Origin of the sequence: Curtobacterium sp. NPDC090217 (assembly GCF_044746705.1) — a bacterium.
Lineage (GTDB): Bacteria > Actinomycetota > Actinomycetes > Actinomycetales > Microbacteriaceae > Curtobacterium.
The window spans coordinates 107,979-125,176 of sequence record NZ_JBIVCR010000005.1 but is presented as its reverse complement, the minus strand read 5'-3'; the positions used below and the strand labels follow the sequence as shown (position 1 = coordinate 125,176).

General features: G+C 70.6%; 17 protein-coding genes and 1 pseudogene. 14 read left to right on the top strand and 4 right to left on the bottom strand.

Annotated elements, in window-relative coordinates:
- Positions 1–116: 116 nt before the first annotated feature.
- From ACIPJ2_RS17075 to ACIPJ2_RS17030, 10 genes and pseudogenes are all read left to right on the top strand, one after another.
- Positions 117–890: an IclR family transcriptional regulator gene (locus ACIPJ2_RS17075; RefSeq protein ID WP_402729821.1), complete on the top strand. Its 774-nt coding sequence runs from the start codon at positions 117–119 to the stop codon at positions 888–890.
- Between the two features lie 70 nt (positions 891–960).
- On the top strand, positions 961–1,623 hold the full coding sequence (locus ACIPJ2_RS17070) for an IclR family transcriptional regulator (protein WP_281265632.1): 663 nt from the start codon (positions 961–963) through the stop codon (positions 1,621–1,623).
- Positions 1,624–1,656: 33 nt separating this feature from the next.
- A complete protein-coding gene (gene hutH, locus ACIPJ2_RS17065) occupies positions 1,657–3,192 on the top strand; it encodes a histidine ammonia-lyase (protein ID WP_402729820.1) in 1,536 nt (511 codons plus the stop codon).
- Entirely contained in the window at positions 3,189–4,532 is a 1,344-nt protein-coding gene (locus tag ACIPJ2_RS17060) for an MFS transporter (protein WP_402729819.1), read from the top strand. Before hutH ends, ACIPJ2_RS17060 begins: the two co-directional genes overlap by 4 nt.
- Entirely contained in the window at positions 4,529–5,047 is a 519-nt protein-coding gene (locus tag ACIPJ2_RS17055; protein ID WP_402729818.1) for a HutD family protein, read from the top strand. Before ACIPJ2_RS17060 ends, ACIPJ2_RS17055 begins: the two co-directional genes overlap by 4 nt.
- Positions 5,048–5,140: 93 nt before the next feature.
- Positions 5,141–5,476, top strand: coding sequence for a hypothetical protein (locus ACIPJ2_RS17050; RefSeq protein ID WP_281265628.1), 336 nt, complete (start codon positions 5,141–5,143; stop codon positions 5,474–5,476).
- A gap of 162 nt (positions 5,477–5,638) precedes the next feature.
- Positions 5,639–5,881: pseudogene (locus ACIPJ2_RS17045) on the top strand (ABC transporter permease); the annotation flags it as partial.
- 175 nt (positions 5,882–6,056) lie between these two features.
- A complete protein-coding gene (locus ACIPJ2_RS17040) occupies positions 6,057–6,755 on the top strand; it encodes a GAF and ANTAR domain-containing protein (protein ID WP_402729817.1) in 699 nt (232 codons plus the stop codon).
- Positions 6,756–6,764: 9 nt separating this feature from the next.
- Positions 6,765–7,481, top strand: coding sequence for an ANTAR domain-containing protein (locus tag ACIPJ2_RS17035; RefSeq protein ID WP_402729816.1), 717 nt, complete (start codon positions 6,765–6,767; stop codon positions 7,479–7,481).
- 82 nt (positions 7,482–7,563) lie between these two features.
- Positions 7,564–8,637, top strand: a complete 1,074-nt coding sequence (locus tag ACIPJ2_RS17030) for a fatty acid desaturase family protein (RefSeq protein WP_402729815.1) — start codon at positions 7,564–7,566, stop codon at positions 8,635–8,637.
- Between the two features lie 3 nt (positions 8,638–8,640).
- On the opposite strand, the gene ACIPJ2_RS17025 is transcribed toward ACIPJ2_RS17030, so the two are convergent.
- Positions 8,641–9,123, bottom strand: a complete 483-nt coding sequence (locus ACIPJ2_RS17025; RefSeq protein WP_402729814.1) for an ATP-dependent zinc protease — start codon at positions 9,121–9,123, stop codon at positions 8,641–8,643.
- 95 nt (positions 9,124–9,218) lie between these two features.
- On the opposite strand from ACIPJ2_RS17025, the gene rimK reads away from it, so the two are divergent.
- Positions 9,219–10,409, top strand: a complete 1,191-nt coding sequence (gene rimK / locus ACIPJ2_RS17020; protein WP_281265616.1) for a 30S ribosomal protein S6--L-glutamate ligase — start codon at positions 9,219–9,221, stop codon at positions 10,407–10,409.
- Between the two features lie 61 nt (positions 10,410–10,470).
- Here rimK and ACIPJ2_RS17015 read toward each other — a convergent pair whose 3' ends face one another.
- Together ACIPJ2_RS17015 and ACIPJ2_RS17010 are read right to left on the bottom strand one after the other, a co-directional pair.
- Positions 10,471–11,298 carry a hypothetical protein gene (locus tag ACIPJ2_RS17015; protein WP_402729813.1) on the bottom strand — a complete coding sequence of 276 codons (828 nt, stop codon included), beginning with the start codon at positions 11,296–11,298 and terminating at the stop codon, positions 10,471–10,473.
- Positions 11,288–11,827: an RNA polymerase sigma factor gene (locus ACIPJ2_RS17010; protein WP_402729812.1), complete on the bottom strand. Its 540-nt coding sequence runs from the start codon at positions 11,825–11,827 to the stop codon at positions 11,288–11,290. The genes ACIPJ2_RS17015 and ACIPJ2_RS17010 overlap by 11 nt, the downstream gene beginning before the upstream one ends.
- A 104-nt stretch (positions 11,828–11,931) precedes the next feature.
- On the opposite strand from ACIPJ2_RS17010, the gene ACIPJ2_RS17005 reads away from it, so the two are divergent.
- Positions 11,932–12,924, top strand: a complete 993-nt coding sequence (locus tag ACIPJ2_RS17005) for a nitronate monooxygenase (protein WP_402729811.1) — start codon at positions 11,932–11,934, stop codon at positions 12,922–12,924.
- A gap of 159 nt (positions 12,925–13,083) precedes the next feature.
- Positions 13,084–14,802, top strand: a complete 1,719-nt coding sequence (gene pgi / locus ACIPJ2_RS17000; protein WP_402729810.1) for a glucose-6-phosphate isomerase — start codon at positions 13,084–13,086, stop codon at positions 14,800–14,802.
- A gap of 244 nt (positions 14,803–15,046) precedes the next feature.
- Here pgi and ACIPJ2_RS16995 read toward each other — a convergent pair whose 3' ends face one another.
- Positions 15,047–15,964, bottom strand: a complete 918-nt coding sequence (locus tag ACIPJ2_RS16995) for a LysM peptidoglycan-binding domain-containing protein (RefSeq protein ID WP_402729809.1) — start codon at positions 15,962–15,964, stop codon at positions 15,047–15,049.
- A gap of 160 nt (positions 15,965–16,124) precedes the next feature.
- Between ACIPJ2_RS16995 and ACIPJ2_RS16990 the strand changes: the two genes are divergently transcribed.
- The gene (locus ACIPJ2_RS16990) at positions 16,125–17,198 is read left to right on the top strand and encodes a 3-oxoacyl-ACP synthase III (RefSeq protein ID WP_281267626.1); all 1,074 of its coding nucleotides are present in this window, start codon (positions 16,125–16,127) and stop codon (positions 17,196–17,198) included.

Genomic DNA, 17,198 nt, shown 5'->3' with positions numbered 1-17,198 from the left:
CGTGTGGTGGCCGGGCTGCCACGTCCATCCGACACGAACGCCGCGTTCCGCATGGTGCTCCACGGCAGGTAGTGTCCGGGATACCGGACACGAAACACGGCGGCGACAGGAGGACCGTGCCCAAGGCCCCTGCGGCGGACTCGACGCTGCGCATCCTGACCGTGCTGGGCTCCCAGCGTGGTCCGATGGCGGCGGCCGCCATCGCGACGCGGCTCGGACTCCCGCGCTCCACCGTCTACCAACTCCTGTCCACGCTGGTCGACCACGGGTTCGTGATCCACCTCCCCGAGAGCCGGCGGTACGCGCTCGGGATCGCGTCGTTCGAGCTCGGGTCCGGGTTCACGCGCCAGCAGCCGCTGTCGTTGCTCGGCGCACCGCTGCTCGCGACCCTGGTGGACCGGACCGGGGAGAGTGCGCACCTGGCGGTCATGCACGGCGCCGAGGTCGTGTACGTCGTCGAGGAGCGCGCGCGGCACCGGCCGACGCTCGTCACCGAGGTCGGGGTCCGGCTGCCGGCACACCTCACCGCGAGCGGCAAGGCGATGCTCGCCGCGCTGCCGCCGGCGCAGCTGCGTGCGCTGTACCCGTCCGACTCGGCGTTCGTGTCGCGGACCGGCACCGGGCCGTCCGACGGTCGCGCGCTCCGGGCCGAGCTGGCCGTGATCCGGGAGGCAGGGATCGCCACCGAGGTCGGCGCCGTCACGCAGGGACTCGCCTCCGTCGGCGTCGCGGTGCTCGACGGGAGCGGGTGGCCGGTGGCGAGCGTGGCGTGCACGTACCGGTCCGATGACGACGGCGCGGCCCCGGATGGTCTGGTGCAGGAGGTCACGCGCGTCGCGGGGGAGCTGTCACGGCGGATCGGCGGCGCCGACGCTCCGCCGCAGAAGTGAGCGATCCGATTTAATCCGCTCGAAACGACAACTGCTACCCAGTGGCAGCGCGTTTGCATAGGGTGACAGCATGGAGCAGGAACCCACCGGCGGGCCCGGCATGCGGACGATCGACCGAGCGCTCCGGCTGCTCGGGCTGGTGTGCGACGCCGACGGACTCACCCTCACCGAGGTCGCACGGCGCGCCGACCTGTCCGCGAGCACGGCGCTCCGACTGCTCCGTTCGCTCGAGTCGCACGAGTTCGTCCGCCGCGACGAGGACGGGCTGTTCACCGCAGGCCCGCACCTGGTGCAGCTCGGCGCCGCAGCACTCTCGAACACGGCCCTGGTCGTCCAGGCCCGCGATGCCATGCGACGCGTCGCGGACGGCACGACCGAGTCCTGCTACCTCAGCGTCTTCGGGACGGGGAACACCGCGGTGCACCTCGCGATCGCGGAGGGCACGCAGTCCATCCGCCACGTCGGCTGGGTCGGGCGCGCCATCCCCGTGGAGGACACGGCGGTCGGCAGGGTCCTGCTCGGTGACGTCGGGCCCGACGGGTACGTCGTGGTCGTCGAGGGCGCCGAGAAGGACGTCACCGCGGTCTCCGTGCCGATCTCCGCCGGCAGCCGCGTCGTCGCCGCGATGTCCTGCCTGGTCCCGAGCTACCGACTGACCACCACCGACGACGTCGCCCGGATCGGCGGCTGGCTCGTCCGCGAAGCGGCGTCGGTGTACGAACCCGCCCGCTGACCCCCTCCGTCCCGCAGGAAGGAACGACGTCCGATGCAGCCCACCGACGTGCACCTCGACGACGCGCAACTGTCGATCGAGCAGGTCGTCGCCGTCGCCAGGCACGGCGCCGCGGTCTCGTTCTCGGCCGCGTACGAAGCCCGGGTCCACGCCGCGGCGGCACTCGTGACGAAGTTCGTCGCCGACCGGCGCGTGGTCTACGGCGTCACGACCGGGTTCGGCGACAACTACACCGAGACGATCTCCCCTGAGGACACCCGGCGGCTCCAGGAGAACATCATCGTGTCCCACGCCGTGTCCGTCGGCGCGCCGATCCCCGACGAACAGGTCAGGGCGATCCTCGTCACGATGCTCGGACACCTCGGTCGCGGCTACTCCGGCACACGCCTGCAGACCCTCGAACTCGTCCGCGAACTGCTGAACCGCGGCGTCACGCCGGTCGTGCCCGGTTCCGGTTCCCTCGGCTACCTCGCGCTCGAGGCGCACATCGCCCTCGTCCTGATCGGTCGCGGGCGCGCCCGGGTCGCCGGCGTGGTGCTCCCGGGGGCGGACGCGCTGCACGCCGCGGGGCTGTCGCCCATCCGGCTCGAGGCCAAGGAGGGGCTGACGCTCCTCAACGGCATCATGAGCGTCACCGGCATCGCCGCCCTGGCCGTGCACGACGCCACGAGCGCACTGCGGCACGCTGATGTGATCGGCGCGTTGTCGTTCGAGGCGCTCCGCGGCACGACCAGGGCCCTCGACCCGCGCCTGCACGCGCTCCGCCGTGCCCCCGAGCAGCAGCGGTCGGCCAGCACCATCGCGCGGCTGCTCGATGGCAGTGCCCTCGCCGGGCGGCACCGGGACCACCGTGTGCAGGACCCCTACCTGATCCGCGCGATGCCTCAGCTGCACGGGTCCGTCGCACGGGCCTTCGGCGACGCCGCGACGATCGTCGACGAAGCCCTCGGATCCCTCGGCGACAACCCGGTGTTGTTCGGCGACGGCAGTGGTGACGGTGACGCGGTGATGGGCGGGAACTTCGACGCGACGTCGATCGGCCTCGCGATGGACTCGCTCAAGGCCGCGGCGGCGGTCCTCGCCCACCACAGCGAACGCCGCGTCGACCGCATGGTGAACAGCACGGTCAGCGAACTGCCACCGTTCCTGGCCAGGACCCCTGGGCTCGACAACGGCCTGATGATCCCGCAGTACACCGCCGCCGCCCTCGTGATGGAGATCCGCGGCGAGGCGTCCCCGGCGACGATCGACTCGATCCCCACCTCGGCCGGACAGGAGGACCCGATCAGCAACGCGTACCTCGCCACCCAGCAGGCGACCCGTACCGTGGAGCGGCTCCGGTACGTGCTCGCGATCGAGTTGCTCACCGCCGCACAGGCCACCGACCTGCTCGACTCGATCGACGCGAGCTCCCCGGCGCTCGCCGCAGTCCGGACCCGCGTCCGCCGTGACGTCCCCTTCGCCGAACACGACCGTGCGTTCGGCGAGGACATCGAGACCCTCTACACCCTGGTCTGCTCGGACGAGCTCCTCGAGATCACGGGAACACCGACCATCGGAGCACCATGACATCGTCCTCGACCGGCACCCCCGCGGTGCACCAGGACCGTCCCGAGAAGCTCAGCCGCTTCCACCTCCGCATCACCGCGCTCACCTTCGGTGCGAACTTCTCGGACGGCTACGCCCTCGGCAGCATCGGGATCGCACTGACCCTCATCGGCTCCGGCATGCACGTCGACGCCCTGTGGTCGGGCCTCATCGCGAGCTCGGTGCTCATCGGCATCTTCGTCGGCAGCATCACGTGCGGGTGGCTCGGCGACCTGTTCGGCCGTCGGCTCATCTACATGCTCGACTTCGTGCTCATCGTCGTCGCGTCGGCAGCGCAGTTCTTCGTGCACGAACCCGTGTCGCTGTTCGTGCTCCGCCTGCTCATCGGCTTCGGCGTCGGCGCTGACTACGCGCTCGGGCCGACCCTCGTCGCCGAGTTCGTGCCGGCTCGCTTCCGCGGCGGCCTCCTCGCCTCGCTCACGGTCGCGTGGACGGTCGGGTACACGGCGGCCTACTTCATCGGCACCTGGATCAGCACGATCCCGTCCGACCTCGGCTGGCGCTTCCTGCTCGCGAGCGGCGCGATCCCGGCCATCGTCGTGCTGATCCTGCGGCTCGGCACGCCGGAGTCGCCGCGGTGGTTGATCACGAAGGGCCGCATCGAGGAAGCCCGCGCGATCGTCGCGAAGTACCTGCCGGGGCAGCTCGACGTCGACGCGGTGGCGGCGACGCACTCGACCGCGCGTCCCGGTCGCTACCGGGACCTCTTCACCGGTCGGAACCTGCGGCGGACCGTCTTCGGCACGGTGTTCTACAACGCGCAGGTGATCCCGTACTTCGCGATCTACACGTTCCTGCCCGTCATCCTGCTGAGCCTCGGGATGGACGCCGACGGGTTCGCGTCCGGCCTGCTGCTCAACGTGTTCCTGCTGCTCGGTGGGATCGCGGGACTCTGGGCGGTCGCCAAGATCGGCCGCCGTCCGCTCGTCATCTGGACGTTCGGCATCATGGCCGTCGCGCTCGCCGCCGTCGCACTCGGCAGCCACGCACCCGTCTGGGTGGTGCTGCCGCCGTTCCTGATCTTCACGTTCGTGATGTCGGGCAGCTCGAACCTCGACCAGGTGTACCCGCCGGAGCTCTTCCCGACGAACGTCCGCGCCGCCGGCGTCGGCCTCCTCAACGGGGTGAGCCGCATCGGATCGGCGATCGGCACGTTCCTGCTGCCCATCACGCTCGCCGGGTGGGGCATCAGCGCGACGCTGCTCGCCCTGGCCGCGGTGCTCGTCGTCGGCATGGTCGTGTCCATCCTCCTCGCGCCGGAGACCGCGCACGTGTCGCTCGACGACGAGGGGGTCGCGTGAGGCTCGTCCGGTTCGACGAGACGGCGCCCACCCGGTGGGCGAACGGGCTCGGGGAGACCGTGGAGCTCTGGCGAACGCCGTCGGCGGGGGACTTCGACGTGCGGCTCAGCATCGCGACGGTGGACTCGTCGGCGCCGTTCTCCCTGCTGCCCGGCGTGGACCGCGTGCTCGTGGCGCTCGGCGTGCGCGGGCTCGAGCTCGACGTGGACGGGGTGCGCACGGTGCTCGGGCAGTACGACGGTCTCGCCTTCGCGGGGGAGTCGGCGGTCGCCGCAGTCGGAGTGTCCGAGTCCGCCCACGACCTCAACCTCATGGTCCGCCGCGGGGTGGGTCGGCCCGACCTGCGCGTCGAGCGCGTCGCCGGGTCGTCCGTGCCGGGCGCCGACGCGCTCGCCGTGGTCCTGCTCGACGGCGACGTCCGGTGCGACGGGCGACCGCTCGCGTTCGGGGACACGTGCATCGGTCCGGGAACGCTGACGGGCTCCGGCCGGGTCGCGGTGGCCCGCACGTCCTGAGCAGGCGCTACCGCTCGTCGGTGCGTGGACGTATCCTGGGCACAGGAAGCAACGGCGGTTCCCATCCCTGCACGCCGACCCGAAGCCCCTTCTGTGACCGAACACATCATCGAGTACGTCGCCCGCGACCGAACGGGCATCACCGCCGTCGTCACCACGACGAGCGTCATCGACGTGGACACGGTGATCCGCAACATCCACTCCGGGCACTCCGGGTACGTCGTCCGCGCGGGCGAGTGGCACCGGGCACGGGTCCGCAGTCTGTCGATGATCGGCGGCTCGTACCTCTTCGCCAACTGGGACGGCTCCAAGCGCAACAACCTGCACGACGTCGCCTTCCAGGCACCGCAGCGCGTCGCCCGTCCGGCGAAGCCGTCCGGTGGCCTCCGCGCGGTCGTGCGGTCCTTCTTCCGCCGCACCGCGCGCTGATCGCGTTCTCCTGACGGACAGGAGGCCCGGTGCCAGCTGGCACCGGGCCTCCCGTCCATGTGCGCCCGGGTCGGCCGGGTCGCTGACCGGGATTGCGCCCCGCTGCGGACATCGCGCCCGCATGCGACGGGGCGCGATGTCCGCACGGGGGCGCGACCTGGGACGGCAGCGCTGACCTGGGTCGCGGTGATCGCGGGGCTGTCCGCCAAGACGGTCGACGGCGCGAGCGCCTTCAGCTCCCCGCTGGTCTTCCTGCCGTTCATGAGCTCGGCGTTCGTCCCGACGGACACCATGCCGGGGCCGGTCCGCTGGTTCGCCGAGCACCAGCCCGTGACGTCGATCGTCGACACGATCCGCGCCTTCGTCGCAGAGCAGGCGGTCGGATCCGACATCTGGGTGGCGCTCGTCCGTCACCGGACCGGTGCTGCTCGGCGACCTCGCCGGCCTTGCTCCGTGCACCTGGTACCGACCAGGTCGAGTAGCGTGGAGCGCGAATCGGACAGTGCCCTGCGCGGCGTCCGATCGCGCGGCCGAAGGAGCGCTTCATGTCCAGCACGGTCCACCTCCACCGAAGGCCCCGATGAGCGATTTCACCGCCGCCGCGAATTCCATGCAAGCCGCCCCCGACGGTGCCGACCTCTGCCCGTCGTTCCTCGCCGTCTTGCCGGTCTCCGGAGTCGGCATCTCGACGCTCGGCGACCCGCTCGGCTCCGCGACGGTGTGCGCCAGCGACGCGATCGCCGAACGGGTCGACGAGATCCAGCTCGACCTCGGTGAGGGGCCGTGCTGGGAGTCGCTCGCGACCCGGCGTCCGGTGCTCGAACCGGACCTGTCGGCGACGACCGGGGACCGGTGGCCGGCAGCGCTGGAGGCACTGCTCCGCGCCGGCATCGGCGCGGTGTTCTCGTTCCCGATGCGGATCGGGAACATCCCCGTCGGTGCGGTCGACCTGTCCGTCGACCGCGAGCACGTGCTCACCGTCGGGCAGATCCGTGGTGCGGTCGAACTCACCGAGGTGGCGGCCAGGCGTGTCCTGCGCGGAGCCCTCCTCGAGGCGGCGTCCGACGGCCGCGCTGACATGGACCAGGGACGATACTCGCGGAGAGAGGTCCACCAGGCGACTGGGATGGTGGCTGCGCAGCTCGGTGTCACCGTCGCGGACGCGCTGCTCGTCCTGCAGGCGCACGCGTACGCCACCGAGCGGACCGTGCGGGAGGTGGCGTCCGACGTCATCGCCAGACGCATCGACCTCGACCGTCCGCACGGTCTCGAGAGCTAGGGAGCACACATGATGGCATCGACACGCGAGCACCGCCTCGTCGAGACGTTCGTCGCGCTCACCGACACCCTCGTCGACGACTACGACGTCGTCGAACTCCTGCAGAACCTCGTCGACACCGTCGTGGACCTCTTCGACGCGTCCGCCGCCGGGATCCTGCTCGTCAACCAGCACCAAGAGCTCGAGGTGCTGGCGTCGACGAGCGAGCGCTCGAGCTTCGTCGGGCTGCTGCAGCTCAACGCCGGCGAGGGGCCGTGCGTGGAGTGCTTCGCCACCGGACGACAGGTCTCCGTCCGGAACCCCGCCGAGATGCAGGAGCGGTGGCCGCGGTTCGCGAATGCCTCGGCGCAGTTCGGCTACGCGTCCGTGCTCTCCATCCCGATGCGGCTGCGCGAGACGACCCTCGGGTCGCTCAACCTGTTCCGTGAGTCCGAGGGGGAGCTCAACCCGGACGACGCCCTCGCCGCCCAGGCCCTCACCGACGTCGCGACGATCAGCATCCTGCAGCAGCGGACGCTCGAACACTCCGACCTCGCGCAACGCCAGCTCCAGCACGCGCTGGACAGCAGGGTCGTCATCGAGCAGGCGAAGGGCTTCGTGGCGCACACCCACCAGGTCGACATGGAGACGTCGTTCGCGCTGATCCGCCGGTACGCCAGGTCGCACCAGGAGCCGCTGGCCGACGTCGCGCGGGCGATCATCGAGCGGCGGCTGGTCCTGCCCTGAGGAGCGCACGGATCGTCGGCGTACGATCCGGCGTGTAGCCCTGGTCCCTGGTTACGGCAGCGGAGCCGAACCAGGAGGCATCATGGCGGACACGTACATCCCCACCGGGCGTCGCGCCCCGGGGACCGGAGGCACGTCCAGCTACACGGCGCTGCTGGCTCGCGTGAAGGACGAGGGTCTCCTCGCGCGGAGGACTGGTTGGTACTGGGGGCTGATCGGGGTCCTCGCGGCCGTGCTGGTCGTCGCCGGGGGAGCGTTCGCCGTGCTCGGCGGTTCCTGGTGGCAGCTGATCGTCGCCGGTGTCCTGGGCCTGGTCTTCACCCAGTTCGCGTTCCTGTCGCACGAGGCCGCGCACCGGCAGGTCTTCGCGTCCCACACCTGGAACGACCGTGCGGCGCGGTACGCGGGCACGTTCCTGACCGGTGTGAGCTACGCGTGGTGGATCAACAAGCACAACCGGCACCACGCGAACCCGAACACCGTCGGCAAGGACCCCGACATCTCCTTCGACGCGATCTCGTTCCGCCCGGAGGACGCCGCGAGCCGAACCGGGTTCCTCAGGGTGCTCGTGCGGGTGCAGGGGTACGCGTTCTTCCCGATGCTGCTCGTGGAAGGGGTCAACCTGCACTGGCAGTCGATCCGGACCTACACCGGTGGCGACGGCGTCAAGCGGCGCTGGGCGGAGGGCTCGGTGTTCCTCGGACGGTTCGTCCTGTACTTCGGCGCCGTGTTCTGGTTCCTGCCGCTCGGCGTCGCGTTCGCGTTCCTCGGCGTCCAGCTCGGCGTCTTCGGGTTCTGCATGGGCATCGCCTTCGCCCCGAACCACAAGGGGATGCCCATCATCGAAGCCGGCCGCCGCGTGGACTTCTTCTCCCGCCAGGTGCTGACCTCCCGCGACATCACCGGCGGCCGATGGGTGGAGTACTTCATGGGCGGGCTGAACCACCAGGTCGAGCACCACCTGTTCCCGAGCATGGCGCGGCCGAACCTGCGGGCTGCGCGAGGGCTCGTCCGGCAGTACTGCGCCGAGCAGGACGTGCCCTACACCGAGACGACGCTCGTGCACTCGTACGCGATCGTCGTCCGGTACCTCAACGAGGTCGGGTTGTCCGCGTCCGACCCGTTCGCGTGTCCGATGGTCGAGCGTTTCCGCTAGGCGTCAGACCCGTCCGCGGTTGCGTCGGCGGATCTCCTTGGGAGCCCGACCGGCGAGGAACGACCGAGCGGGATCGACGACGAAGCCCTGTCGCAATGCCTCCCTGCCGACGAGCATCCTGAAGCCCATCTGGTCGCGGTTGCTCAGCGTCACCTCGGCGTCGACCGAGTGACCCGCGAGCTCGATCGCCATGCGCACGACGATGCGCTCCTGCGTGTGCCCGGAGGAACTGCGGATCACGCGTCGGTCGTGGACATCGCACTCGACGGTCTGCGGGTCGGCGTCGGAGTCCTGCCACGGGTGCACCGAGAAGCGGACCCGATCGCCCGGGAGCTCTTCGAGGTCGAACGCGTGCAGGGCGGAGGTCCGCGCGCCGGTGTCGAGCTTGACCTTGATCCACGGGATGTCGAGGTCCGGCAGTGCCGCCCACTCACGCCACCCGGAGACGATCGGCCCGCGACGGGTGGGCTTCGGGTCGTCGGCCATGTCCCCATCCTGGCAGGACGGCGCGCGGGACGTGTGCTCGGTCTGACAGCATGGAGCGTCGCCGTCGCCACCCCAGAACCCGCGGAGCCTCCTCGATGAAACTCGCCATCCTCTCGCGCGCCCCGCAGGCGTACTCGACGCAGCGGCTCCGGGCGGCAGCGCTCGACCGTGGTCACGAGGTGAAGGTCCTCAACACCCTGCGCTTCGCGATCGACCTGACCGGGGACGCGCCCGACCTGCAGTACCGCGGCAAGCTGCTCTCGGACTACGACGCGATCCTGCCCCGCATCGGGAACTCGATCACGTACTACGGCACCGCGGTCGTCCGGCAGTTCGAGCAGATGGACGTGTACACGCCGAACACCGCGAACGGCATCACGAACTCCCGCGACAAGCTCCGCGCGAACCAGATCCTGTCGCGCCACGACATCGGTATGCCGGCCACCACGTTCGTCGCCGGTCGGGCCGACGTCCGCGGTGCGATCGAGCGCGTCGGTGGAGCGCCCGTCGTGATCAAGCTCCTCGAGGGCACGCAGGGCATCGGCGTCATCCTGGCGCCGGAGGCGAAGGTCGCCGAGTCGATCGTCGAGACGCTGCACTCCACGAAGCAGAACGTCCTCATCCAGAGCTTCATCTCGGAGAGCCGCGGCAAGGACATCCGCGCGCTCGTCGTCGGCGACCGGGTCGTGGCAGCGATGCGCAGGAGTGCGAGCGGCGACGAGTTCCGGTCGAACGTGCACCGTGGCGGCACGGTCGAGCAGGTCACGCTGACCCCGGAGTACGAAGAGGCGGCGGTCCGCTCGGCGCAGATCATGGGACTCCGCGTCGCCGGCGTCGACATGCTCGAGGGCAACGACGGGCCCCTCGTGATGGAGGTCAACTCGTCCCCGGGGCTCGAGGGCATCGAGCGGGCGACCGGGCTGGACATCGCCGGCGCGATCATCGACTTCATCGCGAACCAGGTCGCCTTCCCCGAGATCGACGTCCGCCAGCGCCTGTCGGTGTCGACCGGTTACGGCGTGGCCGAACTCCTCGTGCACACCAACGCCGACCTGGTGGGCAAGACCATCAAGGACTCCGGGCTCTGGGACCGCGACATCACGGTCCTCACCCTGCACCGTGGGTCGAACGTCATCCCGAACCCGCGCAGCGGCGTCGCACTCGAGCCGGGCGACCGGTTGCTCTGCTTCGGCAAGCTCGAGGAGATGCGGTCGATGATCCCGGAGCGCCGGAAGCGCCGCGCCAAGCTCCGGAAGCTCCCGAAGGAGCCCCTGCCCGAGCAGTGACTCCGAGCCGGGCGGGAAGCGCCCCCCATGAACGCTTCCCGCCCGGCACGCTCCGGCGAACTCAGTCGCAGGAGATGCCGGATATCTCTCCGATGACGACGTTGTCCACGTGGACCCCGTCCTCACCGAGGGCGAACGTGATCCAGCCCGTGTCCGTCTCGGTCTTCCACGCCGTGTACGCATCGGGGGCGGGAAGAGGTTCGACGTCCTTGGTGTAGACGGGATCGTCGACCAGGTCCGGGTACGCCTCGCGCAGCTCGTCGAGCGTCGAGCCGATGCCGAGGCCCGACGACGTGGTCGGGCCGACGACGCCTCGTTCTCCGACTCCGGGCGGCACCCATGCGTTCACCCCGATGACCCGTCCGTTCGCGGACCATACGATGAGCGTCGGCTGGCCGTCTCGTGCCCAGGAGCTCCCGAACTCCGGGCCGCAGACGTCGTTGGCGCGGTCGTGCTGGTAGGCGACCCCGAGGTCGTCGGTCTCGGCGCCCGTCTCGCCTCCGATCGCGACGGGGCCGAACTCGTTGCCGCTGATCGTCCAGGTGGACGGATCGTCGAGCGCGAAGGGCTTGCGGGTCGGTGTCGGCGTGGGAGTAGCCGTCGGTTCGTTGACGACGGGTGCGGAGGACTTCGTCGGGGTCTGCGTTGGTTCGGTGACGGTCGGGCTCGGTGCTGGTGCTGCGGTGAAGGGTTGCGGGACCATGCCGAGTGCGACGGCGCCACTTCCGACGCCGATGCCGAGGACGGCGATGATGCCGATCACGATGCCGGCACGACGTCCGCGGCGCTTGGGTGCCGGTCGATCGAGCTCGGCGCGGGCGAGCACGTTCTGCTTCATCGAGACGAGCATCTGCTGCAGGTCGTCTCCCTGGGGAGGTTCAGTGTTCATCGTGCGTCACCGCCTTCCTGAGTCGTGCACGCGAGCGTGAGACCCGCTGGGTGACCGCGCCGACGCTCAGCCCGAGCATCGTGGCGGCTTCGGAGTAGGTGTGCCCCTGGAGGAGGCAGAGTTCGCAGATCCTGCGGTCGACCTCGGGGAGCGCGGCGATCTCGTCGCGGACCCAGCGGAGGCGTTCGCGGGCGTCGTCTTCGCTGGCGGGTGCGGCGAGCTCCGGCGGGAGTTCGTCGCCGGCGTTCTTCGCGATGCGACGGGCCTGGTTCTTGGCGTGGTTGCGGCACACGACGAGCAGCCAGGGCAGGAGTGTGCCGGTGGGCAGGTCGATCGTCGCGGCTTTCTGCCAGAGCGTGAGCATCGTGTCCTGCACGAGTTCTTCGACGTCCTGCTTGCTGTCTGCCAGGGCCCATGCGTAGCGGGTCAGTGTCGGCGCGAAGCGGTCGAACGCGTCTGCCAGTGCGGCGCGGTCGCCGAGTGCGAGCCGACGTGCCAGTGCGGCGTCGGCATCGGTGGGTTGGTCCACGGTGCCCCCTCTCACCCAAGAAGTGTCGAGCAATCCGCGATCCTGACAGCGGCCGGCACGACTCCGGCGTGTCGTGCGTGTCACCGCCGGTGCAGGATCGAGGGGTGACCGACCTCCCCGCCCCGCTCCGAACCCCCGTGCACGTCGCCCCGATGGCAGGCGGTCCGACGACCCCGGCGCTGGTGGTCGCCGCCGCCCGTGCCGGTCACTTCGCACAGCTCGCCGCCGGCTACCGCACCGTCGACGACCTCGGCGCGCAGATCGCCGAGGTCCGGGACGCCACCGAGCACTTCGGGGTGAACCTCTTCGCGCCCAACCCGGTCCCGATCGCCGACGCGGCGTACGACCGGTACCGCGATGCCCTCGGGGTTGAGGGCCTGCCGGACAAGCGCGAGGACGACGACGCCTGGGCGGACAAGGTGGCGCTGCTCCTCGACGATCCGGTACCGGTCGTGTCGTTCACGTTCGGGCTGCCGGACGCCGACCTGGTGTGGGAGTTCCGGAAGCGCGAGACCGTCACGATGCAGTCCGTGACGAACCGGGCCGAGGCACTCGCCGCTGCGGAACGAGGTGTCGACGTCCTGGTCGTGCAGGGCGAGGCCGCCGGCGGACACTCCGCCGTGCTCGACCCGGCCGCCGAGCCGCTGTGGGAACCGCTGCCGGAGCTCGTCAGGGCCGTCCGTCGAGCGGTCGACCTGCCCGTCATCGCTGCGGGCGGCATCGGGGGAGCGGCCGACGTCGAGGCCGTCCGCCTCGCCGGGGCAGGTGCCGCGATGGTCGGCACCCTCGTGCTCCGCGCCGACGAGGCAGGGACGAACCAGACCCACCGCGAGGCCCTCGCCGACCCGGTCTTCGACCGGACCGCGCTGACCAGGGCGTTCACCGGACGTCCGGCACGGGCACTCGTGAACCGCTTCGTCCGCGAGCACGAGGACGCGCCGCTCGGGTACCCGGCCCTGCACCACCTCACGAAGCCGATCCGGACGGCGGCCGCCGCCGCGGGCGATCCGCATGCGCTCCACTTGTGGGCGGGTCGGTCCTGGCGGGCGGCAGCCGACCGGCCGGTCGCGGACATCCTGGAGGCCCTGCTCACGTGAGCCGCGCCGGTCACCCGACCCGGGCCTCCCGTCGTTCTCCACAGGCCTGACCGTGCGGTGCACGCGCCGTCCCGGAGCGCACTACGCTCGGATGCGGCCCGCGTCGCAGCGTTGCGGAGGTCTGCGGACCGTTCCAGTTCATGCGCTCAGGAGGAATCCGTGACCGAATCCGCACCCGTCGACCCCACGACGACCGAAGGCTGGAAGACGCTCGCCGGCATCGCCGACGGCTTCTCGCCGGACCTGCGAGGGTGGTTCGACAGCGACCCGGGCCGGGCCGAGCAGTACACGTTCCAGGCGGGCGACCTCACCGTCGACCTGTCCAAGGGTCTGGTGACCGAGGAGATCCTCGCGGCGCTCCTCCAGGTCGCCGAGGCCACCGGGGTCGCGGAGCGCTACCAGGCGATGATCTCCGGCGAGCACGTCAACCCGACCGAGGACCGTGCCGTGCTGCACACCGCGCTCCGTCGTCCGAAGGGCGGCGAGCTCACCCCCGCCGCGCCGTTCGTCGTGGACGGCCAGGACGTCGACGCCGACGTGCACGCCACGCTCGACAAGGTCTACGCCTTCGCGGAGCAGGTCCGCTCCGGCGCCTGGAAGGGCGTCACCGGCAAGCGCATCGAGACCGTCGTGAACATCGGCATCGGCGGGTCGGACCTCGGCCCCGTCATGGTCTACGAGGCGCTCAAGCCCTACGTGCAGGCCGGCATCGAGGCACGCTTCGTCTCGAACATCGACCCGGCCGACATCTACGAGAAGACCGCTGACCTCGACCCCGAGACCACGCTCTTCATCGTCGCGTCGAAGACCTTCGGCACCCTCGAGACCCTGACGAACGCCCGCCTGGCGCGGCAGTGGCTCTGGGAGAAGCTCGGCCTCACCGACGCCGCCGACGACGCGAAGAACGACGCCGTCGCCAAGCACTTCGTGGCCGTGTCGACCGCGCTCGACAAGGTCGCCGCGTTCGGCATCGACCCCGAGAACGCGTTCGGCTTCTGGGACTGGGTGGGCGGCCGCTACTCGGTCGACTCGGCCATCGGCACGAGCGTGATCATCGCGATCGGCAAGGAGAACTGGCAGGACTTCCTCGCCGGCTTCCACACCATCGACGAGCACATGCGCACCACCCCGCTCGCGCAGAACGTGCCGGTCCTGATGGGCCTGCTCAACGTCTGGTACTCGAACTTCCTCGGTGCCCAGAGCCACGCGGTCCTGCCGTACACGCAGTACCTGCACCGCTTCGCCGCGTACCTGCAGCAACTCACCATGGAGTCGAACGGCAAGCGCGTCCGCTGGGACGGCTCGCCCGTCACGACGGACACCGGCGAGGTCTTCTGGGGCGAGCCCGGCACGAACGGCCAGCACGCGTTCTACCAGCTCATCCACCAGGGCACCCGCCTGATCCCCGCGGACTTCATCGCGGTGGCGAACCCGGCCCGTCCGCTCAAGGACGAGACCGGCGACGGCAAGGCCGTGGAGCCCGGTCAGGACGTCCACAACCTGTTCCTCGCGAACTTCTTCGCGCAGACCAAGGCGCTGGCGTTCGGCAAGACCGCGGAGGAGGTCCGGGCAGAGGGCACCACCGACGAAGCGATCGTCGCGGCGCGCACCTTCACGGGCAACAAGCCGTCGACGTCGATCCTCGCGCCGGCGCTCACGCCGAGCGTCGTCGGGCAGCTCATCGCGCTGTACGAGCACATCGTCTTCACCGAGGGCACCATCTGGGGCATCGACTCGTTCGACCAGTGGGGCGTCGAGCTCGGCAAGCAGCTCGCGCTGCAGATCGCTCCCGCGGTCGACGGTGACGCCGACGCGCTGGCGTCGCAGGACTCCTCGACGAAGGCCCTCATCGCGAAGTACCTGGAGCTGCGCAAGTAGCACGCTCGCCCACGACACCCCGTCGCCCTCGGGCGGCGGGGTGTCGTCGTGTCCGGGGTGTCGTCGTGTCCGGGGCGTCGTCGTGTCCGGGGTCCGACGCGCCGCGACCGGTCACGACACCCCGAGTGCCCCACCTCGAGTGGTCGCATACCGTCGAGGGCGGGGCGCTCGACCGACGGGAGGCGACCGCTCGACGATCGTGAGCGGGGTGTCGCGACCAGTCGGCGGGGCTGGGTCGTCCGCGTCAGCGTCGGAGCGGGTCCAGGTTGAGGGTCGTGCCCTCGTAGAGGTACTGCTGCTTGCCGTACACCTGCATGCCGTCGTTGAGCCAGATGAGCGTCTCGACGGTGATCCCGAACCGCGCCGCGACGTCCCCGATCAGGTCGCCCGGCGCGATCACGTAGGACGCCGGCGCACCGGACGCCGTCGTCGCAGAGACCGTCCCGCTCGCGTTCGCCGTCGCGCCGCCGTCCGCCGGGTGCACGTTCGTCGTCCTGGCGGGCACCGACCACGCGACCTTCGTCACCGCGAGCACCTTGTCCGGGCCGATCTCGACCGGCAGCGACGGGTCAGCCGTCGCCGACGAGTACGTCACCAGGGAACCGAGCCACGACGGGTCGGAGCCGGCCTCGTCGATCGGCACCGAAACAGCGGCCGACGGCGTGGTCGTGGCACCGCCGAGCTGGTCGTCGCCGATGCCGTGGTAGGTCAGCCCGTCGCCGACGGCGGGTGCGTCCTCGAGGAACGTCGCACTCACCGGGACCGGGAGCGTGGACGTGAACCCGGAGTACTGCACCACGAAATGGTCATCGGCACCCGCGACCACCCGGTAGTGGAAGTGGACGCTGCCCTTCGGTGAGGCGACGTCGCCCTCGGTGACGACCGTACCCGCCGGGATGGTCGAGATCGTCGGCGCGGGTGCTGACGCCTGCGACGGTTCCGGCGTCGGCGGGCGTGGCGACGACGACTCGCGCAGCAGGTCCGCGGCCGAGTCGCCCGCATCGGCCGACGTCGACGGGGTCGGCGTCGGTGACGCGGAGATCGAGCGGGCGGGGGCAGGCAGATCCCCACCGCCACCACGCAGCAGTGAGCAGCCACCGAGGCTCGCGGCGACGACGACGGCCACACCGACCACGGCGATCGCGTTCTTCCTGGCGTGCACGTTTCCCCCTCGCGGAAGGATCGTATCCGACGGATCGTCACGGCACAGGTCCGTCTCCAGAGCCTGTGTCGAACGGCCCACGCGGACGGCGTCCCCCACCGCTCAGCGCATCCGGATCGCGCATCCAGCCCAGATGCGGAAGTATGTATCGGTGACGATCATGACGGAACGGCCGGTGGACCAGGCGACGAGCAGCGAACCGGAGCGGCCCGGCAACGCCACGGCCAAGCACGACAACGTCGCTCTGCTGTCCGTCGCGACCACTGTTGCTGAGCGTGTGACCACGTCGGCGGACATCGAGGAGCGCCTCCGCGGGGTGCTCCGGCGCCTCCGCCTGCCGATGGGTCTGCTCGAGCGGGTCGCCGGGGTCAAGGAGCGCCGCAACTGGGGCGACGGCCAGACCTTCCAGGACGCCGCGATCGACGCCGGACGTCGTGCGATGGCCGAGGCCGGCATCCGCCCGGAGGACGTCGGACTCCTCATCAACACCTCCGTGACCCGGCCGCACCTCGAGCCGAGCGTCGCCGTGCGCCTGCACCACGGACTCGGGCTGCCGTCGTCGGCGATCAACTTCGACATCGCGAACGCCTGCCTGGGCTTCGTCAACGCCATGAGCGTGGCCGCTGGCATGATCGACTCCGGCCAGATCAAGTACGCGCTCGTCGTCGACGGCGAGGACGCCGACCAGGTGCAGCTCAACACGATCGACCGCCTGAACCAGGGCGGCCGGAACCGCAAGGACTTCATGAGCGAGTTCGCCAGCCTGACGCTCGGCTCGGGCGCTGCCGCAGCCGTGCTCGGCCCGGCGGACATGCACCCGGGCGGACACCGGATCGTCGGTGGCGTCACCCGCGCGGCGACCCAGTGGTACGACCTCTGCGTCGGCAGCGTCGACGGCATGTTCACCGACGCGAAGATGCTGCTCAAGGGCGGCATGGAGCTCGTCGTGGCCGCCTGGAACGAGGCGCGCTCGCACTTCGACTGGGCCGACATGGACCGCTACGTCCTGCACCAGGTCTCCGACGTGCACACCAACGCCTTCGTCGAGGCGATCGGCGTTCCGCGCGACAAGGTCCCCACCACCTACGAGCGCTTCGGCAACGTCGGCCCGGCGTCGATCCCGATCACCCTGGCCGACGAGGCCGCGAACGGGCGGATCCGCCCCGGTGACCGCGTCTTCCTCGGCGGTGTCGGCTCCGGCATCAACACGGCGATGATGGAACTCCGCTGGTGA